Here is a 21,352-nt window from a genome sequence, read left to right as displayed (position 1 = left end):
AGTTGTTGTTTGGGAAGATAACAACTATACTACAAAGCGCCCTCTCTCTTCATACTCTTTTTTTGGCGAAGGTATTGTTGTTAGGAGAGTATATCATCAGGAGCATGTCAAATGAAATCATATAGGATGGTTTCAATGTCTACCCTAGTATCTTTAAGACGAATATAGTGATTGAGCAAGGAAATCAAAATACTCTTGCAGTTGCATAGTTTGTTAAATAGAGGTAACTAGATTATACAAATAGGCAATCTTCTGACAAAATTAACCCAAAACTAACTGTTGTTACAATCCAATCTCGCCCTCAGCAAATCACTTTGCCAATGCCAGTGGAAGTAACAGAGCGATACATGTCCGTGAGAGAAGCCGGAACAGATGCTGTGATTACAGTGATTGAGGTTTTATCTCCTAAGAATAAACGGAAAGGGAAGGGGCGCTTATCTTATGAAGAGAAACGTCAGCAGATTTTAGGGAGTATGTCTCATTTAGTAGAAATAGACTTGCTTCGACGCGATGAACCAATGGCAATGAAGGGATTTGACTCCATAGGTGACTATCGAATTGTAGTAAGTCAGTACGAGCGTTGTCCATCCCATCTTGGAGGCGAAACAGTTGCTTTTCACTTCTAATGGACGTATGGTGCTATTAGCTAATACTAGTGAGGCACTCTCTAACCCCCAAGCTTTCAATTGTACAACTGTTAAGTAGTTTTTCTTAATATGCCAACTAATCTTATTCTTCTCATTGCTGCATTGATTGTCGCTTGGATAATATTCAGGGCTTTGCTCAGTCTGTTAAAAACTGCTATTAGTACAGCAGTAGCTATTGCTGTTATCGTTGTTATCTTAATGTTTTTTGGCTTCCAACCCCAAGACCTTGTACAAGAAATCAACAATTTACCTCAAACTCTCCAGCAGCTCTTAAAGGGAGATAAATAATGCTGAATGGTTACATTTTTAACTAAGCATATTTGTTTGGGCTGCTAATAGCTAATTGTTAATGGTTAATGGCAACGAACAATTAGCTATTAGCTATTAACCATTTACACTTTTTGCGTTGGTATGGTAATTGGCACTGGTGCAGAGTCTTTGTTTTTGGCTGCCAGAATAACAGACAGAAGCTTGGGAAAAGCAAGACAAGCAATAGCGTTAACTAGGGTTAATAGTACTCCGTCTATTAAATTCATAGATAAACCTCCATATTTAAATTGAATTCTTATATTCCTTAGTGTGAAACAAAATGCACACAATTGATCAACACTATGGTTTTGAATTCCTTCTAGTTACCATAAGTTAGGTTGAAGCAAAGCCGTACAGACGTTCCGGCGGAACGTCTGTACATGAAATTGGCTCCAATTGCTCATTCCATTAATTGGGGGAACATTTATCGCAGAAGTTAGGGCGGAATTTACAAAATTGACTTTCTGTCAAGGAGTAAGACATACAATAAGGAAAGCTCGTGAGTTTAGATTTTGCTTTATGCAAAGTGATGCGCTTAGTTTTAGGAGCAAGAATCACAGATAAGAGCCAAGGGAAAGTAAGGCAAGCTAAAATGTTGACTACAGTCACCAATAAAGCAGTGTTTACATCCACAGGTAATCACCTCATATGAAAACGAGTGTCTACACAGAAACCAATTTGAATACACTATGTAGCTAAAATAACAAGATGGTGCAGAGTTAAACCCGTTTATGCTTAGATTCCATAGAAATAATCCCCAGCAAAGTTAGGTATTGCTTGGGCTTTATATAAATTCAATATAACATAAATTTTTCTAAATACATACTCAAAATTTTCAACTTTGCTATAGACAGATGCGATTGTGTCTATTGAGATTAGCCAATTTAGGTAGATAGCAGAATATGCTGGAGAAATAACTTATTTATTTGGAGCGATGTGTTATGTCGCAAACACCTGGTTCTTCTTTAGTATCTAAAATTTCAGATAGAGACGTTGCCGAATTAAAGCGTTTGGCAGATTACTCACATGTCCAGTCGCTACCGGAAATTTGGTCTTTAGTCGCAAAAAGATGTGGTAATGTCGTCGCCCTACGAAACCCGCATAGCCAACCAGAAGTAGTAATTAATTATACGCAATTATTTGCACAGATTCAAAGATTTGCTGCTGGTTTACAGGCGTTGGGTGTCAAAGCAGGCTCGCGCGTATCCTTAATTTCTGACAACTCACCCCGTTGGCTGATTGCCGACCAGGGTATTATGATGGCTGGGGCAGTTGATGCAGTACGTAGTTCGCAAGCAGAACGCGAAGAGTTACTGTTTATTTTGGCAAATAGTGGCAGTACTGCGCTAGTAGTTGAAGATTTAAAAACATTCAAGAAGTTAAGCGAAAGACTTAATGATTTACCAATTCAATTGGTAATTGTGCTTTCTGATGAAGCACCACCCACAGACTCAAGCTTGAAGACAGTGAATTTTACCCAGTTGCTCGAAATTGGGTCAAAGCATACTCTAGAACAAGTAAACCAAAACCGCAACACTTTAGCAACATTAATTTATACCTCTGGTACTACGGGAAAACCCAAAGGCGTGATGCTAACTCATGGTAATTTGCTGCATCAAGTGCTTGCTTTGGGAACTATAGTACAACCTCAACCTGGAGATACTGCTCTGTCGATTTTGCCCAGTTGGCATAGTTATGAACGCAGTTGTGAGTATTTCTTACTTTCTCAAGCTTGTACTCAAATATACACCAATTTGCGCTCAATTAAACGCGATTTAAAAGAATTTAAACCTAGTTACATGGTGGCTGTACCGCGTTTATTTGAATCAATTTATGAAGGAATTAACAAGCAATTTCGCGAACAACCAGCTTCTAAGCAGCGGTTAATCAACTTTTTACTCAGTAACAGTCAGAAGTACATTAAAGCAGGGCGGATTGCCCAAGGATTAAGTTTAGAAAATCTTAATCCTTCATTTGGCGAGAAATTAGCAGCTAGTATACAAGCAACTGCTCTATTCCCCCTCCATGCTTTAGGAGAAAAACTGGTTTACGGCAAAGTGCAAGAAGCAACAGGAGGAAGAATTAAGCAGATGATTAGCGGTGGTGGTGCGCTACCCAAGCACATAGATGAGTTTTTTGAGATTATTGGTGTGGAAATTTTGCAAGGCTATGGCTTGACAGAAACTGCTCCTGTCACTCATGCACGTCGCCCTTGGCACAATTTACGTGGATCTTCTGGGCAACCAATACCAGGTACAGAACATAAAATAGTAGATCAAGAGACTCGTAAAGTGCTATCCACTGGTGAAAGGGGTTTGGTGCTGCTGCGGGGACCACAAGTTATGCAAGGCTATTACCAAAATCCTGAAGCAACGGCGAAGGCAATTGATGCAGAGGGTTGGTTTGATAGCGGTGATTTGGGCTGGGTGACACCACAAAATGATTTGGTATTAACCGGACGAGCGAAGGATACGATTGTACTAAGTAATGGGGAAAATATCGAACCGACTCCCATTGAAGATGCGTGTTTGCGATCGCCATATATTGACCAAATTATGCTTGTCGGGCAAGATCAGCGCAGTCTTGGTGCATTGATTGTTCCTAATATTGAAGCTTTAGAGAAATGGAGACAGGAGTCAGGAGACAACAGACAGGAGGAGGGGGAAGTTAAAACTGATGTTGACCTAGAGAGTAAAATGATTCAGGATTTAATTCGGCAAGAATTGAATCGAGAAGTGCAAAATCGTCCTGGTTATCGACCGGATGACCGCATTGGTCCATTCAAATTGATTCTAGAGCCGTTTTCCATTGAAAATGGCTTGATGACTCAAACGCTGAAAATTAAACGTCATGTCGTGATGGAACGCTATCACGATATTATTGACGGGATGTTTTCCTAATTGACCGACAAACTATAGAGTGAACGTGAAGCATTTATGGATGTCTCCAAATCATCGCAACAACTACTTCTCAAACGAGTTGTTAACGTTAAAGCTATTGTTACCCCCCTTTGGAAGGAGGAAGTGCAACAGCAACTGCAAAGTCAAATTTATCAATTAGATCAGCAACTACAACAGCTCGACACCCAAGGGCAAAGAGCGATCTCAGAAATTCAAAAGCAGAGTCTACAACCCCCAGGTCCTCAGACTCTGCAACAAATTGATAATGTTCAAGCCCAAGTTACCCAAAAGAAAAGTGAACTTCTAGAACAAAAAAATCAAAGTTTGCAAAATCTTCAACAAGTGCAATTTCTTGAGTTAGATCAAGAAGTTAACCAATTCCAAGTCGAAGGGTTTTTCCGGGTGGAACCTGGTGATAACTTGATTAGTAAATTACAGGTTGAAGTTGTGCTACGCGATGGCATTGTCGAAGAAATTCGCGGTGATATCTAATTAATTGAATCTCATTTGAAGGGTAAAGTTTAGCTTTCACACTTGACTTTTCCCTTCTGACTTTCATTCGGGCTGCTTTCAGGTGAACATTGCACCAGGGAGCCAGCCCAAATAATCCGCCATACACGCGGTGAACTAACTAACAGCGATCGTCCAAAAGTTGTCATTTCCACTCGATATTTAACTGCACGCAGAGAATTTTTCTTTGGTATCCTTTGCGTAATTGTGACCATTGCCTGATTTGGTTGGGGATAATTTACTTCTACCATTCGAGCTACTCCAATAGATTCTGTCTCGTCCAAAGCGTTGAGAGCTAGGTTCGCCGGATCGCTACCAGAAGCCGAGTTAAGCTGATCTAAAGGAATAGGTTTATACTTAGCTCTCCATTGGTTTTCTTCTGCTGGCTCTGTAGCAGATAATTGCTGGGGTTGTGGACTATCAACACCGCTGATATCTTTGGAGGGTTGATGCTCACAGAGGTAAACGACCGTGGCTGCGGTAGCAAAGATACTGAGTATCATAATGAACAACCATTTCCACTGTGCCGACATAAAATTTAATAGTAATTTCAAAATTAAATATCAACTTTGCATTTTAGATTGAGGTGACACCCTTGCTCTTCTAGCTTTCGAGTAAATATTCGGATTTGTTACCAAACTTGGAGAAATACAAAATATTAGACTTATCGGTCTGAAAATGGTTCCTCACATCTGTTGTCAAGATACAATTCGATTTGGCACGCTCTGTGTTCAAATGCAAAACTCGTCCATTGATTCAGAAACCACCATATGAGCCTTTACGAAGTATTTATGCCGGCGCTAAGTTCCACCATGACCGAAGGTAAAATTGTCTCTTGGGTAAAATCTCCCGGTGACAAAGTGGAAAAAGGCGAAACAGTGGTGGTTGTTGAGTCAGACAAAGCAGATATGGATGTGGAATCCTTCTATGAAGGTTATCTTGCCCACATCATCGTTCCTGCCGGAGAAAATGCTCCTGTCGGTGCAGCGATCGCACTCTTAGCAGAAACAGAAGCTGAAATCGAAACAGCCGCTACCCAATCTCAATCATCTGGCATCATTACCACAACCACTACTCCAACCACAACCCCCGTAGGACAGATAGCAGATACGACCACAACTACAACTACAACTGAGTCGCAAAACGGTTCTACGCGGGAAAATGGCAGAATCATTGCTTCTCCCCGCGCCCGTAAATTGGCTAAGGAATTGAAAGTAGATTTAAATAGCGTCTCTGGTAGTGGACCTTACGGTAGGATTATCGCCGAAGACATAGAAACAACTCAAACTACCAAACAACCCACCCCCGTTCCAACACCTGTAGAGACGCCCCGTCGGAACGTCTCCACACCCGCACCTACACCCGCACCTACACCCGTAGCAGCTGTTGCTGGTAAAACCGTACCCCTTACCACTTTACAAAATGCTGTGGTAAGAACTATGGTTGCTACCCTATCTGTACCAGTCTTCCGTGTAGGGTACACAATTACCACTGACGAACTAGACAAACTTTACAAGCAGATTAAATCTAAAGGTGTAACCATGACAGCGCTACTAGCAAAAGCCGTAGCGATGACATTACAAAAACATCCACTTGTAAATGCTAGCTACTCAGAACAGGGCATTGTCTATCATGACAGTATTAACATAGCTGTAGCGGTAGCAATGGATGATGGTGGCTTGATTACACCAGTTCTGCAAAACGCCGACAAGCTAGACATTTATTCTCTATCCCGTAATTGGAAGTCTTTAGTAGAGCGTGCTAGAGCCAAACAATTACAACCAGACGAATACAGTAGCGGTACATTTACAGTATCAAACTTGGGCATGTTTGGTGTGGATAAATTTGATGCAATTTTACCACCCGGACAAGGTGGAATTCTTGCTGTTGGTGCATCCCGTCCCCAAGTAGTAGCAACCGCTGACGGTATGTTTGGCGTCAAGCAACAAATGCAGGTAAATATTACCTGCGATCACCGGATTATCTATGGTGCTCATGCTGCAGCTTTCTTGCAAGATTTGGCAAAGTTGATTGAAACTAATGCCTCTTCTTTGACTATGTAATAGATAACCCCACCCAGCCCTCCCCTTACAAGGGGAGGGTTACCCCACCCAGCCCTCCCCTTACAAGGGGAGGGTTTGGGAGGGGTTCAAACATAGGGGGGTAAAGCAAATTTGGCAATGTACTCCCCATGACTGCGACAGCAATAACGCGGGTGTGTTTCTGTGTCTTTGATAATTTCTGGAGTAAGTTTTTCTGGCGAAGATTCTGATAAAGCTAAATAAGCTAAAGCTGTAGTAATCATGCTGTGTTTGTCAATGTAGTAAGAAATTGCAAAGTTTTCGCCTTTTGCTTGAACAAAATACTCACTCAAACACATTTGCATGGGGTCTGTACTATCATCAGTGGATAAGCTGGAATAAAATGGAATTGCTTCGGGGAAGGTTCCTTGCGGTTGCATAAATTCCAGCAGTCTCAGTTGGGCAAGTCTGAGTATATGAGAGCGATCGCCTAAAGCTGCTAAACTCAGAATTGCCAAAGCTGTAGATAACGCCACATTATACAAACCAAAAGAGTAGTCATCATTGAGACTAGCAAGAATTTCTCGTCGGAGTTTCGCACGCAAATCAAATGCCGATTCGTCTTGACTTATAGCCATTGCCAATGCCCAATCTACAAAATATGGATTGGCAAAATACAAGCTGGAGCGATTTTCAAAATCTGTAGCTAAATAGCTAACAGAAGTAGTTTGTGTAAATCCTACCTCTTTTCTTAACCATTTGACTAAACATGTAGTTGCATAATCTGATTGACGTAAGTGACGCTGATTTTTACTGTGTTGCTGATGTAACAAAGGTTGAGGATGGTAGCCGCCTTGAAAGTCGGCAAAAATTTCTAAAGCAGCTACCGATGCTTTAAGTTGCAAGTCTGATTGAGTACCTAACAACCCTTGTAAAACCAAGACTGAATCTGTGCAAGTAATCGGGTGAACACTATGAAAAGCCCAAAGCTGACCTTGTCGTGCCGCAAGTAGGTGATGATTTAATGAGGCGCGTAATTCTTCTATTTTTTTAGTGTAAGGTAACGAAGCATTCAAAGCTCTCAACAGGAATCCTAACGGCACTAAGTTACCACAAGAAAACTGTCGATCTGGGGGAGGTGGTTGACAAATAATTGTCATCGGTTGATGTAAGGCGCGTGTGCCTAATTCAATCAGGGCTTGTAAACAGCAGTGTTTTGCCCAATTCACTTTGTCACTAGAAGCTTGGACTGGCATTAAATCATTCCTATTGCGGCATTGCCAATAATGGAGACAATCTAGTATTCCCATTGTGGCAATTAAAATCACACAACTAAGCCATTTGTCTTGCCATCAGCTTGGCGAATAGCCCTTCTTGTTGCGCTAGCTCATCGTAAGTTCCTTGTTGCACAACTCTACCTGCTTCAATTACATAAATGCGATCGGCATTGCGAATTGTACTGAGACGGTGGGCAATTACTATTCGCGTCACCCGCAAACGATCCAAACTTTCACTGACAATTGCTTGAGTGCGGTTATCTAAAGCACTAGTAGCTTCATCAAAAATTAATATTTTCGGTTTCAACACCAGAGAACGGGCAATTAACAAGCGCTGGCGTTGTCCTCCAGATAGGTTGGTGCCACCTTCGGAAATTACGGTGTGCATCCCCATTGGCATCCCTTCGATATCTTCGGCAAACCCAGCCATACGTGCTGCTTCCCAAGCTTCATCCATCGTCACCAAAGCACCGCTACAGATATTCTCAAATATCGAAGCACTATTAATCCGACCGTTTTGTAGCACTACACCTAACTGGCGACGCACCGCTGAGATGTCTAGTCCAGACAAATCTTGACCGTCATAATAAACTGTTCCCACTTCCGGTGTGTCAAATCCCAACAACAAGCGGATGGTAGTAGATTTGCCGCTACCGCTGGGTCCGACAAAAGCGATGAATTCTCCTGGTTCTGCCTTAATACACACATCATCCAGATTCAGTGGACCATCTTGTCGATAGCGAAAAGATACGTGTTCTAACTCCAATTTGCCACTCAGTCTACCCGGATCTGCTTTGGTTAAATCAACTTCAGGTGTAGCTTCAAGAATTGGTTTGGCACGTTCCCATAAAACTACTACTTCTAAAACACTAAGAACGGTATTACTTAAACTTGTAGCTCCACCGATAAAGGTTCCAAAAGCAGAATTAAAAGCTAGAAAACTTCCAGCTGTTAACGAAGATGCGGCTCCTCCTGAGTTGGGTGAATTTCCCTGTGCCATTAAGTTAATTGATAAGGTAAAAATAATCATCGAAGCAACTGTTGGCAACATGAGATTAAATATGCCAACTAAATCTTCGATCAGCTGCGTACTCAACATGAGTTTCAGTTGTTTACTATACTTTTTTGCCCAGTAAGCAAAAGCGCGATTTTCTGCCCCTGCGATTCTGAGTTTAGAAACGCCGCTGATCAGTTGAACCATCAAGCCCGATATTTCCCCAGTTTGTTCTTGCAGAGGACGCATTTTTTTACGAGTCAGCATCCCAGAGATGATAGTAACAACCATTACTACCACTGCTACTGCTACTGCTACTAAAGCTAATTGGGCATTGTAGAAAAACAATAAAGCCAAATTGAGTAAAGAGAAAAAGCTAGTAAAGATAGTTTGCAAAGTACTACTGCTTAAGTGCTGACGCATCTGAGTAATTGCCGATACTCTAGATTGGAGATCGCCTGTAGAATATGCTCGAAAAAATGACATTCTCAGGCTTAATAATCTATCCCAAATAGCAGCTTGAGTACTTGCATCAGCACTTGTTTCTAACCTTAATGAAGCAAAACTTTGTGTGAGTTGAAATACAGCCGTACCAAAACTAGCTGCTAACAAACCTAACCCAATTTGCATTAATAATCCCCTATCTGCATCGGGGATAGCTTTATCGATGAGAATGCCCGTAGCTTGAGGAGTTAGCATACCTAACAAACTACTAGCAACTCCGGCTAAAAGCACCACGATTATATCTTTGAGCCGACCTCTAATTGCAAATTGAATAACATCTAATGCTTTCAAATATTTATCGGGAAAAGACCGATAAAACATATAAGCGACTGGCTCTAATTCTTGTTTCTGAAGAAACTCTGGTGCAGGAGTTCGCTTGCGGTCTGCTGGGTCGAATATCTCGTATTTATTACTACCCACAGGTAGAAGTGCTACAGGACGCTTATCACTACTAACGTAGGCTACTAAGGGTCCAGATTCTTTTTCCCACCAACCAGGAGTGAGAATAACGCGACGAGTGCGAACACGGGAAGCCCTTGCGATTAAATCAATGGGTTCTTTCACACGTGTAAGGTCTTCTGAATGTGCTGGAGGTCGGATCGGGATTCCTAAAGCACGTCCCACTGCACCAGCCGCTATGAGTAAATCTGTCCCATCCTCAAAAAAATTTCCTGTCTTCGGTTTGAGGATGGAGGCAAGTTCTCCTAATGCTCCAGTAGTTACCTGACGATTGAGTTTTTCTCTAGCTTGAAATTGAGTAAGATTTTCCTCGTATTCTTGTTGTTCTATTTGAATTAGATAACTGAGAAAATCTTGGAAAAGTTGGTGCAGCTTTTCCAACAAAGTTTCCCAAGTGTATAAAGCTGAAGTGTCTAAAAGTGTTGAAGGATTGACAACACTAGGAAAGATCGAGAATTTTTCAATCCAGATTTGTGCTAAAACGATAAATTCTGAGCCGATAGGCTTTGTTACCAATTGACCATGATTATTAATTTCCCACTCTTCAAAAGTAGCTTGCGTAATTTTACTTAAATTGGCTTCTTCAAGCGGTACTGCTAATATTCCGTAATTTTTGGGATGATTACTCTCTATGCTTGATGTAACTATCAAGTTAACCGCTACAGGATCGAAACCAAACAATGCCTCTCCTGCACTGACACTAAACAGGTAACGGCGTTCGCTCACAGGAACGCCATCTTCAATCATAACCGCAAACAGCCCTACCACTCCCGATTCAATCATCCAAGCGATGGAAGGATCATCCAGAAGTAAAGGTTGATTTGCTTTAAGGACAACATTGAGTTCGAGTACTTCAGCTTTTTTATTCATCTTTAGTAGTTGGATTTATGAACACAGTATTAGCTAGTTCCGCAGATTTGAAATCGTCAGTCCGTCTCAGAGATATTAAACTTGATGATGACGCAGTAGAGTTGTTATCAAAACTGACTAAACGTCAACTTAATCAAGCAGATATTACTCCTGGCGTGACTTTTTTAGCCGCCTTAGTCACGATGACTCTAGGCGTAATGTATGCTGATGGTAATGTTGCAGCATCTGAGGCAGAGTTGTTAGAAAAAACCATTGAGCAATTAGTTCCTACAAAAGGTGATGTACCTGTGTTAATTCAACTAATCATCAATGGCATCCGAGAAAACCCTATATATCAAAATCCGTCAGAGTGGTTGAAGCTGGTAAAGCCGCTTTCTACGGCAGAAAGAACGTTACTGATGAGTTTTGCATACGAAATGTCATCTGTCGATGGAGAAATAGCTTCGAGTGAGAGCGAGTATTTGAAAGCAACTGCGAGCGTTCTCAAAATTGACTCTCGACATATAGCAATTCTCGAAAATTGGTACAGTGGTAAAGGTGTCCAAGATATCGTCACTTGGAATGAGTTACAAAACTTGCTCAACCCGAAAAAATTTGATTATTTAGGTTTACGTTTTGTTAGCTTAGAAGCTGTTGAACTGTTGTCACATCTTACTGGTAAAAAACTCAGTAAAATTGAGCTCACACCTGTAGTAGTTTTCTTGTCAGCGTTGCTAACAATTACTTGGGGAGTAATGCTGGCAGATGGTATGCAAAAAGAAGAAGAAAAGCGACTACTAGCAAAAACTATTAAACGCTTAATTCCTCAAAAAAACAATGCTGTGCGGGAAATGATGGAAATTTTATTAAATAACATCCCGCAAAGTGATATCTATCGCAATCAGCAAGAATGGTTAAAGCTGGCAGCATCTCTATCAGAACCAGAAAAGATGTTAATGATGAGTTTTAGCTATGAAATGTCGGCGGCAGATGGAGAGATATCAACAGAAGAAAGAAAGTATTTGCAAGAAACTGCTAATTGTTTAGGCATTGAACCTAGATATGCAGCAGTTTTGTCAGCAGGTTTTGGTGGTGAAGGTATAGAAGATATTGTAGCCTTTGAGAAATTAAAATTATTAATTCATCCCGATCAATTTCAAGACATAGATGAGAATTTTGTAGATGCGGCTAGATACATCATCGATACTCTGGAAGTTTTAAGTTTTTGAGATGAACTAACTTGTAAGTAATTTAATTGATTGGAGAAACTCTAAATGTATCGCTTCACTCGTCTCGATTATCCGTTGCAAGCCTTAGCCTATCAAGAATTTACCTTTCCATTATTTCGTTCTCGTTTGCAAAGGCTTCAACCAGAAGGGGCGATTGTGGCGATCGCCGCCTCTTTTTCGAGTCAACCAGTTGGTTTAGCTCTCGCTGAGATACTCCCCGATGGTAAATCTGCTGAAGTGCTTTCTGTTTTTGTAGTAGCTAACCATCGTCGTCGCTTAATTGGTTCTGAACTACTCAACCGCTTAGAACAGGAATTATTTGTACGCGGTTGCATCACACTTCAAGTAACTTACATTACCGGTCAACCAACAACCATTGGCTGGGAACGCCTGCTGCAAAAGTGTGGTTGGACACAACCCCAGCCGAGAATGGTGGTTTGTAAAACTACCACAGATAGAATAGTCCATGCACCCTGGATGCAAAAATCTAGCTTGCCAGATGCCTATAGCATTTTCCCCTGGATGGAAATTACCCCAGAAGAACGCCTCACCATTAAGGAGACACAACAAGCAAATCCCTGGATTCCTCCCGATTTGATTCCCTTCAATCACGAAGCTGACTGCGAACCTCTTAACAGTGTAGGATTGCGTTATCAGGGACAGGTTGCTGGCTGGGTAATCACCCATCGCCTTGCACCCGACACCATTCGCTATAGTTGCAGTTTTGTTCGTCGGGATCTGCAAAAAATGGGGCGAATTATTCCTCTGTATGTCAATGCGATTAACAAGCAGATAGACGCCAAGATTCCCAAAGGGATTTGGACAGTGCCATATATCCATGATGGCATGGTAAATTTCGTGCAAAAGCGAATGGCACCTTACATGAACTCTGTTGAAGAAAGTCGTGGTGCTTACAAAACATTATTAGTAACTGTGGGATTAGGTGTGTAGCCATAATGGAAGAAGAAATTAATAGCACCAACAACCAAAATGAGATGAATGAACTGATTGCTTTGTCAGTTTCTAATGCTACTAAACTCCGTGAGCAACACTTTGAAAAACTTCTTAAATCAGAGAAGTTTGTAGCATCTTTATCTCCTGAACAAATTACGGCTATCAAAAGTGGTCAATTTAACCTAGCAAACTTATTTAATGTACCTCAAACATTGCCAAGCAAATAAATTAAAACACTCTTTAATCAAGCTATAAATTTTGGCAACGAGACATGGAAAACACCACTACCTCCTTTTAACTCACGAGACATGGAAAACACCACTACTCAAACCACTACACCCTTTTGTCCTAGTGCGCGATCAGAGTCGGAAAATAGCACAGTTTTTGGAATAATTGCCGGCACAGTGGACGAACCCCGTGTAAACTATTTAGATAAGACAGTGCCTGTGACTGATGAACTCATCAGCCTCTGTACGTCTGTCACGCCTACAGAAGTCTTTCGGATGGCATCCCCATGCGTAGGCAATGGTTGTCTGCATTTCGATGGCACTCATTGTCGCCTCGCCACACGAATAACGCAGCAGCTACCTACAGTTGTCGAAGAACTTCCCCCCTGTCGTATTCGCCAAAATTGTCGCTGGTGGCAGCAAGAAGGTAAAGCTGCTTGTATGCGCTGCCCACAGATTATGACTGACAACTATAACCCTTCTGAATTAATGCGCCAAGTAACAACGCCTACAGTCGATCACTAATTGTCGGTATCTACTCTACTTGATATTGGAAGATAGGGTTGTTTATCCAATAATCACTATCATACCCGACAAAAAGAGGGGTGACTAAATTAGTTACCCCTTTTTAGCATTGTTTCGCTAATAAAAATATAAGTTGATTTAATAAAAAAATGGAGGATATTACCTATAACGCTTGATTTGAAACGCCAGAAAAACAGTATATTCTACAGTTTATATTTTTCACAATTACTAGTTTAATTTGTAATTAACAAACCAAAATAATTAGTAATTTACACTACAAAAAGTGTCATAACAGGATAATTCTTTGATTTTCCGATATTTCTCCTTACAGGAATTAGAAAAATGAGCGTTGAAGCTTTAACTCAATTTGGTCAAAAAGTAGCACAAGAACCTGCATTACAAGCAGAAGCACAGGAAACTCTTGGTATTTCTTTAAGTGAATTGATGTCGATGAATGCTGAACAAATACAATCAGCGAACACTGAGTATCCAGATCTGGTGGTGGATCTTGCTGCTAAATATGGCTACCACTTTACCAAAAAAGAACTCCTCGAACAAATCACGGTTGTAATGAACCCCAATGCACAGGGAGAACTGAGTGACGAAGCTTTAGAAGCTGTAGCTGGTGGTGCTGCTAAGAACGGTGTACCGGGTCTGCCCACATCAGGAAGCCAGCCCACTGCAATCCCCATTGGTCCGGCGGTAGCTGGGATGACGGCAGCGCCCAAAGTACCCACGTCTAATAGTGGCTGGTAATCCTATAATACCTTTCATACCTGTAAAAAAGGGGGTGATTAATTTAGTTACCCCCTTTTACCATTAAAGATGGTAATCTAAAACAACATTTTTTCTGAATGCACGTATTTTTACTTAAAAAATTAGGTAAAGTACGTAATTTTACTTATAAGTAATGATTTTATTCAGTGGAAAAAACAGTAAATTCAACAGCTGATTTTTGCTAAAAATACAGAGTATATTTGTAATTAATCAAACTAAGCAAGTTTGGATACATAGCTTAAAAAGATTGATAAAACTGTTCCAAACTAGTTCTTTGATTAATGCACATTTACCATGACAAGGATTTAAAAATGAGCGTTGAAGCTTTAACTCAATTTGGTCAAAAAGTAGCACAAGATCCTGCATTACAAGCAGAAGCACAGGAAACCCTTGGTATTCCTTTGAATGAATTGATGTCGATGAATGCTGAACAACTACAAACAGCGAACACTGATTATCCTGCTTTAGTTGTGAATCTTGCTGATAAATATGGCTATCATTTCACCAAAGAAGAACTCTTAGAACAAATCACCATAGTGATGAATCCCAATGCACAGGGTGAGCTGAGTGACGAAGCGTTGGAAGCCGTTGCTGGTGGTGGGAAAGGTTCAAATATTGGCGCTGCGGTAGGTGGTGTATTGGGTGGTGTTGCGGGTGGTTTCGCAACAGGCGCTCCCACATTTGGGACTGCAGCAGCTGGAGGCGCTGTACTTGGCAGTATGGGCGGTGCCTCAGCAGGCGGTTGGATTGGAGATCAAATACAAAATGCGGGTTGGTAAGTCGGTATCATATTAGTCGGTGCAATATGAGCGGGTATGGGATTTTGAAACTTTTAGCAACCCTGCCCGCAGCCCTTTCCCATACCCAGCACCAGTAAAGCAATCATGTTCAGATAAGAATAATCGTAGTGATTGTGTAGGAACATCTGCAAGGTTGTCTCCAAGCGTGCGGTTTCATGCCAAGTTGCATTCAGTCGTTAAAACTAAATGCAACTTGGCATGAGGTTTGTGTTATCTCTATTACTTGTGAGTAAAAAAACTTGAAAAGTTTACTACAAGCTTGGCAGGCTGTTCTCACTTCCGAATATCTCCTAACAGACACAGCCTCACTCTCCGATTACGATCGCGCAACCTTTGCCACAAAACAGCGAGTGCTTGCCGTACTGCGTCCGGGAAATGTAGACTCTGTACAAGAGTGCGTCAAAATTGCCAATGAATACAAAACACCCATCTACCCTATTAGTGGTGGGAAGAACTGGGGATTAGGTTCAAGGGTTCCTGTGCAGGATAACTGTGCTATCCTAGACTTGGGCCGCTTGAATCAGATCGTAGACTACAACGAAAAGCTTGCTTACATCACTGTAGAGCCGGGTGTCACTTTTCGTCAGGTTTATGAGTTTCTGCGAACACAAAACTCGAAGTTATTTATCTCTGTAATTGGTGGTTCTCCGGATGCTAGTGTGATTGGCAATACCCTAGAACGGGGTGATGGTATGGGTCCCAACGGTAATCGACCTGCCCATGTTTGTGGATTTGAGGTGATATTGCCCACAGGAGAATGCGTTCATACGGGCTTTGGTCGCTTTGCCAATGCTAGTGCTAAAGCTGTTAATCGTTGGGGTGTTGGTCCTGCTCTTGATGGTCTGTTTACCCAATCTAATCTGGGTATTGTCACGCAAATGACTCTATGGCTAACGCCTCTGCCCAAGTATTACCAGACATTTAAATGTGTGATTCAGGATGGCTCTCATTTGAACAACCTGATAGATAAACTCCAGTCCCTAGTATTACAAGAAACCATCAAAAGTAACTGTTTTAGCCTTTGGAACAGCTATAAATTCCTGGCTAAACAAGGGCGATATCCTTGGAAAATTATGGACGGGAAAACACCCCTATCTTTGAAAGAATTGAAAGGGTTTGAACGTTGGTTTGGGACTGGATGTTTATATTCTGCCAGTAGAGAACAGGGTTTAGCAGAACGCAAGTTAATTGAAGAAGCTTTGGCAGGTCAGGTTGAATACCTGGTTTTTATGGATCAAGATAGCCACAGCGACTTACTCATAGACAATATATGTTTGGGAGTTCCTAGCGACCAAAATATCAAAAGCACGTATTGGCGAAAGAAGGTTCCCATCCCTCAACAAATGAACCCCGACCGCGATCACTGTGGTGTCATCTGGCTGTGTCCAGTTTTTCCCTTTGATGGACAAGTGATTTCACAAGCGGTGCAAGTAATTGAAGCAACGGTCAACAAGTATGAGTTTGAGGCAAATATTGCGATGAACTGCACTTGTGGCAGAAGTGTGCAGATGTTTATCGCTATTATGTTCGACCGCGATGTGCCTGGTGAAGATGAACGGGCGATGTCCTGTCACGATCACCTGCTGCAACTTTTAATCCAAGCAGGACATATCCCTTACCGCTTGGGTATTCAGTCTATGAATAGTCTCCCACTTGCCCAAGATGATTATGGAATGTTAATGCGATCGCTCAAGCAAACACTTGATCCAAATGATATCCTGGCTCCTGGTCGTTATGACTTTAGAAGGGATTGGGAAGGCTTGGATTAGGCATTACAACAACAACGTACAGACGCTCCGCTGGGGCATATTGTACAGACGTCCCGCCGGGGCGTCTCTACCAACAATCCAAAATAATTGTATGCAAAACATATCATTTACCAAACAACAGGAAAAATCCAATCCCCATCAAATTGACAACATTGTTATTGTCGGTGGCGGAACAGCTGGTTGGTTATCAGCTAACTATCTCAACAAAGCTTTAAATGGCAGTCAACCTGGTTCTTGTCAAATTACTTTGATAGAATCCTCCGATATAGGCACACTGGGGGTTGGGGAAGCAACTATTCCCACTCTCTTAGAAACATTCAATTTTTTGGGAATTTCTGAAGCCGAGTGGATGACTAAGTGTAACGCCACCTTTAAGTTGGCAATTAAATTTGTCAATTGGTCTGGCTTACAAGGACAAGAGGTATTTTGGCATCCCTTTGGTCAATGGTACTTTACGAAAGGGACAAGAGTTCCCATTTCCCACTATTGGCTGAAACGCAAGTTACAGGGAAATCATGAACCTTTTGACTACTCTTGTTTTGAAGCCGTTGAATTGTGTGAGGCGAAAAAGGCTCCTAAATTCAATCATGATTCAGAGTATACATGGCGAGTTGAATATGCTTATCACTTGGATGCGGGACTGCTGGCTACTTATTTGAAGGAAAAGGCAAAAACAGAAGGAGTACGGCACATCGTTGATAACGTTTTAGATGTGTCACTTGATGAAAAGGGATTTATTAATCACCTAATTACAGAAAAGCATGGTAATCTTGCAGGTGAGTTATTCATTGATTGTTCTGGATTTCGCGGACTGCTAATTAACCAGGCGTTGGGAGAACCATTCGTTTCTTTTGCTGATTGTCTCTGGTGCGATCGCGCGATCGCCATACCCGTTTCCTACGACCCACAAGACCCATACAATGAAAATCATGGGGGTATCAATCCTTACACTACCGCCACCGCCCTGAGTTCCGGTTGGACATGGAATATACCTTTAGTCAGCAGAAGTGGTACTGGCTATGTCTACTCTAGTGCCTTTACCTCTCAAGCAGATGCCGAAATGGAATTTTTAAAGCACTTAGGAGAAAAATCCCAGAGCCTCCAATCCAGATATATCAAAATGCGCATAGGCAGAACTCGCAATACGTGGGTAAAAAACTGTGTTAGTATTGGCTTAGCAAGTGGGTTTATTGAGCCTTTAGAATCTACGGGCATCTATTTAATTGAGGCTGGTCTAAAACATCTAATACATCATTTCCCCAATCGCCTCTTTCACCCGAGTGTGATTGATAATTATAATTGCATCATGCGGGATCAGTATGAGGAAATTCGTGACTTTATTGTTATGCACTATTGCCTCAGCAAACGCGAAGATACTCCCTTTTGGCGAGCCAATAAATATGAACCAGTGATTCCAGACTCCTTAAAAGCAAAAATAGAACTCTGGCAGGCAATGTTGCCGAACAACCCCACCAAAATCAGTTGGTTATTCCCCGATTACTCCTATATTTGTATTTTGGCGGGGTTGGGAGCAGTGCCTCAAGCTACTTTACCCTTATTAGATTATCAAGATGACAGGGCTGCTGAACAAGCTTTTGAGAATATCAGGAACCAAGCAACGCAGCTAAAAAGGAACTTGCCCAGTCATGTTGATTATTTAAAGATGTTGGCAGGGACTAATTCTGTGGCTGCAACTGAAAGCTTGCTGGTGCGGGCTTAAGCAAAAGTATTCTCAGATTTTGCTCAGAAGAGTCAAATGTTTTACGAAAATACTAATTTTAAATTTACAGCCAGTCTGGAATCAAACTGGCTACTAATTAAAGAAGAGTTAACTGGAAAACTGCGCAAAGATAATTTTATCTCTTGGCATGAAAAGTTTCTCTATAACCAAGGCTGGGATGTTTTTGGTTTGTATGCTTTTGGGAAGAAACTAGAGAATAACTGCCGCTTGTGTCCAGAAACCACAAAATTAGTAGAGTCGATTCCTGGAATGACTACAGCAGGTTTTTCTTCCCTAGCACCTGGAACTCACATTGTTCCTCATGTGGGATATACAAATACTGTACTTCGTTGTCATTTGGGTATAATTGTACCCGATAACTGTGGCATCCGGGTGGGTAATCAAACGAGAAACTGGATAGAAGGCAGGTGCTTTATTTTTGATGATACTGTTGAGCATGAAGCTTGGAATCGCAGCTTTATTCCCAGAATAGTGTTGCTGATTGACTTCAAAAAGCCCTAATTGGCAATGGTGACATAAATTTATCAACTGAAAAAAAAGGGTAAATGCGATCGCATCTACCCTTTTTTGTTAAGCAGCAATTGCTTGTCCTTCCGCACGAATCAATCGAGCATAGTAACCACCCATATCCCACAATTCCTCATGAGTACCACGTTGCACTATCTTGCCTCGTTCCATGACGATAATTTCATCACAGTCTCTGATAGTGCTTAAACGGTGAGCAACAATAATGCAAGTACATCCCCGGCGGCGCAAATTTTGGTCGATAATTTTCTCTGATTCTGTGTCCAAAGCGCTAGTTGCTTCATCCATAATTAAAATTGATGGATTAGTCACCAAAGCACGGGCAATTTCTAAGCGCTGGCGCTGACCGCCGCTTAAATTTGCTGCTCCTTCCATTAATTGACCGTTATATCCACCTGGTAGTGCCATAACTACATCATGAATAGCAGCATCCATACAAGCTTTGACTAACTGGGCATCTGGTATTGTCGCATCCCATAAAGTAAGATTTTCTCGCACTGTCCCAGCAAAAAGTAAGACATCTTGCTCGATCACAGCCAGAGAATTAGTTAACACTGAGCGGGGAATTTCTGACCTTAATTTGCCATCAAACAGAATTTCTCCTGACCAAGCTTCATACAATCCAGTGATGACTTTTGCGATAGTAGATTTGCCAGAACCACTACCACCAACAAAAGCAACCCTTTGTCCTGGTTTAAGACTCAAGCTAAAGTTTTCAATTAAAGGTGCTTCAACCTTGCTGTAGCCAAAGGTGACATTCTTTAACTCTACGTGACCTTGACAACGGCAAACAGTAGTTGGTAATACCAATTTCGGATCTGCCTTGTCAATCCTTTCTAACTCAGGGTCAATAGGATTGTTTAAAACATCATCTACACGACTAATATCTCCTTCTAATTCTTGAATTGTGCTAGCGAAACCGATCAGAGTATTGACAGGATGTTGAAAGCTACCCATCAAGCTTGAAAATGCTACCAGCATCCCTATACTCATGTGACCATCCATCACTCGCAAACCACCGACAACTAAAATTAACATAGAAGTTAAAGCAGTCAACAGCGGTGGTAAAACGCCTAAAGTTTGGTTGGTGACAGCAAGTTCTTGTAACGAGTTAATTCCTTTAGCATAATAACCAGCCCAACGAGCAAAGAAATCTGATTCTAAAGCTCCAGCTTTGATAGTTTCCATGCTTTGTAATCCGGCAATTCCTGTACCTGCTACTTTACCCATATTTTGGGCTAATCTCATATTAGCGTCTACCCGGTGACGTGATACCATTTGTAATGTGATGACATTGATAACAGCAAAAAAAATGCCAATTATGGTGAGTATCCAGTCATAGGTAAACATGACAGTTGCATAAAAAATTAGCATGACTATATCGATAGCAGTACTGACTAATTTTCCAGAAAGTATATGAGCTACCTTGTCATTAATGTGAACGCGATTACTAATTTCTCCTGCATATCTTTGGGCATAAAAACCTACTGGTAACCTGAGTATGTACCAAAAAAAGTTACTTGTCATTCCCACAGATAATTTAATATGCAATTGCCGCAAGTAGCGTTTTTGCAAATAAGTCAGACATACCTGTAACAAGAGTGTAACACCCATAGCTAGAATTAATGGACGTAGCCATTCAGACTTTTGCTCTACTATGATGTAGTCAATAAATATTTGATTAAATACTGGTACTGCTAAACCAGGAATTACAAGCAAAAATCCAGCAAAACAACAGTATGCAAGAGCTGCGGTAGAAGTTTTTAACCTATCGATCAGTGATAAGAGCAGATTGGGTTTACGTCCTCCTTTTTTAAACTCTTTCCCTGGTTCAAAAACTAAGACAACACCTGTGTAAGCTTCATCAAATTCTTGTAGAGATACGGAGCGAGGTCCTGTACCTGGGTCGTTTAAAAAAACCCGTTCTTTAGTAAATCCTTCCACTACCAGAAAGTGGTTAAAATTCCAAAAAACAATGTATGGTGGTTTGAATTCTTGCAAACTATCAAGCTGCTTTTTATAACCTTTTGCTTCTAAATTGTAGCGTCGAGCAGCTTTGAGAACGTTAGACGCTTTGCTACCATCGCGGGATACCCCACATTCTCGCCGCAATTCTGCTAATGGTACTATACGACCGTAGTAACCGAGAATAATTCCTAAAGATGCAGCACCACATTCTACAGCTTCCATTTGTAGGAGAGTGGGAGTTTTAACTCGCTTGAGAGTTTTAGATTTGGTATTGGTCATTTTCAATTAATTAAAAGTGATTGTTAATCGTTAACTGTTAATTGCTAATTGTTAATTGCTAATTGTTAAGAGCATAAAATAATCTATT

20 protein-coding genes are annotated in these 21,352 nt (G+C 41.3%); 15 read left to right on the top strand and 5 right to left on the bottom strand.

All coding sequences use genetic code 11. From position 1 onward, the window contains the following. Positions 1-260 precede the first annotated feature (260 nt). Both ICL16_RS19410 and ICL16_RS19405 read left to right on the top strand, forming a co-directional pair. Positions 261-626, top strand: a complete 366-nt coding sequence (locus tag ICL16_RS19410; protein WP_190830882.1) for a DUF4058 family protein — start codon at positions 261-263, stop codon at positions 624-626. Between the two features lie 90 nt (positions 627-716). Next, positions 717-935: a hypothetical protein gene (locus ICL16_RS19405; protein ID WP_190830848.1), complete on the top strand. Its 219-nt coding sequence runs from the start codon at positions 717-719 to the stop codon at positions 933-935. A gap of 104 nt (positions 936-1,039) precedes the next feature. On the opposite strand, the gene ICL16_RS19400 is transcribed toward ICL16_RS19405, so the two are convergent. Beyond that, positions 1,040-1,183, bottom strand: coding sequence for a hypothetical protein (locus tag ICL16_RS19400; RefSeq protein ID WP_190830846.1), 144 nt, complete (start codon positions 1,181-1,183; stop codon positions 1,040-1,042). A gap of 272 nt (positions 1,184-1,455) precedes the next feature. On the opposite strand from ICL16_RS19400, the gene ICL16_RS19395 reads away from it, so the two are divergent. The 3 genes from ICL16_RS19395 (at position 1,456) to ICL16_RS19385 (ending at position 4,348) form a co-directional block, all read left to right on the top strand. Beyond that, complete coding sequence (locus tag ICL16_RS19395) at positions 1,456-1,608, top strand: hypothetical protein (protein ID WP_190830844.1); 153 nt, start codon at positions 1,456-1,458, stop codon at positions 1,606-1,608. 289 nt (positions 1,609-1,897) lie between these two features. Next, a complete protein-coding gene (locus tag ICL16_RS19390; protein ID WP_190830842.1) occupies positions 1,898-3,856 on the top strand; it encodes an AMP-dependent synthetase/ligase in 1,959 nt (652 codons plus the stop codon). Positions 3,857-3,892: 36 nt separating this feature from the next. Then, complete coding sequence (locus tag ICL16_RS19385; RefSeq protein WP_190830840.1) at positions 3,893-4,348, top strand: YlqD family protein; 456 nt, start codon at positions 3,893-3,895, stop codon at positions 4,346-4,348. A 29-nt stretch (positions 4,349-4,377) separates the two neighbouring features. Here ICL16_RS19385 and ICL16_RS19380 read toward each other — a convergent pair whose 3' ends face one another. Further along, positions 4,378-4,869: a hypothetical protein gene (locus tag ICL16_RS19380; protein WP_337907085.1), complete on the bottom strand. Its 492-nt coding sequence runs from the start codon at positions 4,867-4,869 to the stop codon at positions 4,378-4,380. Positions 4,870-5,136: 267 nt separating this feature from the next. Between ICL16_RS19380 and ICL16_RS19375 the strand changes: the two genes are divergently transcribed. Next, complete coding sequence (locus ICL16_RS19375; RefSeq protein WP_190830836.1) at positions 5,137-6,429, top strand: dihydrolipoamide acetyltransferase family protein; 1,293 nt, start codon at positions 5,137-5,139, stop codon at positions 6,427-6,429. 86 nt (positions 6,430-6,515) lie between these two features. Here the strand turns inward: ICL16_RS19375 and ICL16_RS19370 are convergent, their stop codons facing one another. Further along, positions 6,516-7,643 carry a hypothetical protein gene (locus tag ICL16_RS19370; protein ID WP_190830834.1) on the bottom strand — a complete coding sequence of 376 codons (1,128 nt, stop codon included), beginning with the start codon at positions 7,641-7,643 and terminating at the stop codon, positions 6,516-6,518. Positions 7,644-7,719: 76 nt separating this feature from the next. Further along, on the bottom strand, positions 7,720-10,491 hold the full coding sequence (locus ICL16_RS19365) for an NHLP bacteriocin export ABC transporter permease/ATPase subunit (protein WP_190830832.1): 2,772 nt from the start codon (positions 10,489-10,491) through the stop codon (positions 7,720-7,722). Positions 10,492-10,508: 17 nt separating this feature from the next. Here ICL16_RS19365 and ICL16_RS19360 point away from each other — a divergent pair, with 17 nt between their 5' ends. The 9 genes from ICL16_RS19360 (at position 10,509) to ICL16_RS19320 (ending at position 18,993) form a co-directional block, all read left to right on the top strand. Then, the gene (locus tag ICL16_RS19360) at positions 10,509-11,699 is read left to right on the top strand and encodes a TerB family tellurite resistance protein (RefSeq protein WP_190830830.1); all 1,191 of its coding nucleotides are present in this window, start codon (positions 10,509-10,511) and stop codon (positions 11,697-11,699) included. 45 nt (positions 11,700-11,744) lie between these two features. Beyond that, entirely contained in the window at positions 11,745-12,650 is a 906-nt protein-coding gene (locus tag ICL16_RS19355; RefSeq protein ID WP_190830828.1) for a GNAT family N-acetyltransferase, read from the top strand. A 5-nt stretch (positions 12,651-12,655) separates the two neighbouring features. Then, on the top strand, positions 12,656-12,880 hold the full coding sequence (locus tag ICL16_RS19350) for a hypothetical protein (RefSeq protein ID WP_190830826.1): 225 nt from the start codon (positions 12,656-12,658) through the stop codon (positions 12,878-12,880). Positions 12,881-12,961: 81 nt separating this feature from the next. Next, complete coding sequence (locus tag ICL16_RS19345) at positions 12,962-13,405, top strand: nitrogen fixation protein (protein WP_190830824.1); 444 nt, start codon at positions 12,962-12,964, stop codon at positions 13,403-13,405. Positions 13,406-13,747: 342 nt separating this feature from the next. Then, the gene (locus tag ICL16_RS19340; protein ID WP_190830822.1) at positions 13,748-14,161 is read left to right on the top strand and encodes a Nif11-like leader peptide family natural product precursor; all 414 of its coding nucleotides are present in this window, start codon (positions 13,748-13,750) and stop codon (positions 14,159-14,161) included. Positions 14,162-14,493: 332 nt separating this feature from the next. Continuing rightward, positions 14,494-14,961 (top strand): hypothetical protein, encoded by a 468-nt coding sequence (locus ICL16_RS19335; RefSeq protein ID WP_190830820.1) that lies wholly within the window; start codon positions 14,494-14,496, stop codon positions 14,959-14,961. A 260-nt stretch (positions 14,962-15,221) separates the two neighbouring features. Then, positions 15,222-16,751 (top strand): FAD-binding oxidoreductase, encoded by a 1,530-nt coding sequence (locus ICL16_RS19330; protein ID WP_190830818.1) that lies wholly within the window; start codon positions 15,222-15,224, stop codon positions 16,749-16,751. A 91-nt stretch (positions 16,752-16,842) separates the two neighbouring features. Then, entirely contained in the window at positions 16,843-18,471 is a 1,629-nt protein-coding gene (locus ICL16_RS19325) for a tryptophan halogenase family protein (RefSeq protein WP_190830816.1), read from the top strand. Positions 18,472-18,507: 36 nt separating this feature from the next. Then, entirely contained in the window at positions 18,508-18,993 is a 486-nt protein-coding gene (locus ICL16_RS19320; RefSeq protein ID WP_190830813.1) for an aspartyl/asparaginyl beta-hydroxylase domain-containing protein, read from the top strand. 69 nt (positions 18,994-19,062) lie between these two features. On the opposite strand, the gene ICL16_RS19315 is transcribed toward ICL16_RS19320, so the two are convergent. Continuing rightward, positions 19,063-21,264 (bottom strand): NHLP family bacteriocin export ABC transporter peptidase/permease/ATPase subunit, encoded by a 2,202-nt coding sequence (locus tag ICL16_RS19315; protein WP_190830811.1) that lies wholly within the window; start codon positions 21,262-21,264, stop codon positions 19,063-19,065. Positions 21,265-21,352: the final 88 nt, after the last annotated feature.

The organism is Iningainema tapete BLCC-T55 (assembly GCF_014698965.1).
GTDB lineage: Bacteria > Cyanobacteriota > Cyanobacteriia > Cyanobacteriales > Nostocaceae > Iningainema > Iningainema tapete.
This window is presented reverse-complemented; position numbering and strand designations above follow the sequence as displayed.

Coding starts and splice junctions, on each gene's coding strand:
- ICL16_RS19370 (WP_190830834.1), bottom strand. CDS start 7,643: ATGCCAGTCCAAGCTTCTAGTGACAAAGTGAATTGGGCAAAACACTGC.
- ICL16_RS19390 (WP_190830842.1), top strand. CDS start 1,898: ATGTCGCAAACACCTGGTTCTTCTTTAGTATCTAAAATTTCAGATAGA.
- ICL16_RS19315 (WP_190830811.1), bottom strand. CDS start 21,264: ATGACCAATACCAAATCTAAAACTCTCAAGCGAGTTAAAACTCCCACT.
- ICL16_RS19380 (WP_337907085.1), bottom strand. CDS start 4,869: ATGATACTCAGTATCTTTGCTACCGCAGCCACGGTCGTTTACCTCTGT.
- ICL16_RS19350 (WP_190830826.1), top strand. CDS start 12,656: ATGGAAGAAGAAATTAATAGCACCAACAACCAAAATGAGATGAATGAA.
- ICL16_RS19355 (WP_190830828.1), top strand. CDS start 11,745: ATGTATCGCTTCACTCGTCTCGATTATCCGTTGCAAGCCTTAGCCTAT.
- ICL16_RS19400 (WP_190830846.1), bottom strand. CDS start 1,183: ATGAATTTAATAGACGGAGTACTATTAACCCTAGTTAACGCTATTGCT.
- ICL16_RS19385 (WP_190830840.1), top strand. CDS start 3,893: ATGGATGTCTCCAAATCATCGCAACAACTACTTCTCAAACGAGTTGTT.
- ICL16_RS19320 (WP_190830813.1), top strand. CDS start 18,508: ATGTTTTACGAAAATACTAATTTTAAATTTACAGCCAGTCTGGAATCA.
- ICL16_RS19340 (WP_190830822.1), top strand. CDS start 13,748: ATGAGCGTTGAAGCTTTAACTCAATTTGGTCAAAAAGTAGCACAAGAA.
- ICL16_RS19365 (WP_190830832.1), bottom strand. CDS start 10,491: ATGAATAAAAAAGCTGAAGTACTCGAACTCAATGTTGTCCTTAAAGCA.
- ICL16_RS19360 (WP_190830830.1), top strand. CDS start 10,509: ATGAACACAGTATTAGCTAGTTCCGCAGATTTGAAATCGTCAGTCCGT.
- ICL16_RS19325 (WP_190830816.1), top strand. CDS start 16,843: ATGCAAAACATATCATTTACCAAACAACAGGAAAAATCCAATCCCCAT.
- ICL16_RS19405 (WP_190830848.1), top strand. CDS start 717: ATGCCAACTAATCTTATTCTTCTCATTGCTGCATTGATTGTCGCTTGG.
- ICL16_RS19375 (WP_190830836.1), top strand. CDS start 5,137: ATGAGCCTTTACGAAGTATTTATGCCGGCGCTAAGTTCCACCATGACC.
- ICL16_RS19345 (WP_190830824.1), top strand. CDS start 12,962: ATGGAAAACACCACTACTCAAACCACTACACCCTTTTGTCCTAGTGCG.
- ICL16_RS19335 (WP_190830820.1), top strand. CDS start 14,494: ATGAGCGTTGAAGCTTTAACTCAATTTGGTCAAAAAGTAGCACAAGAT.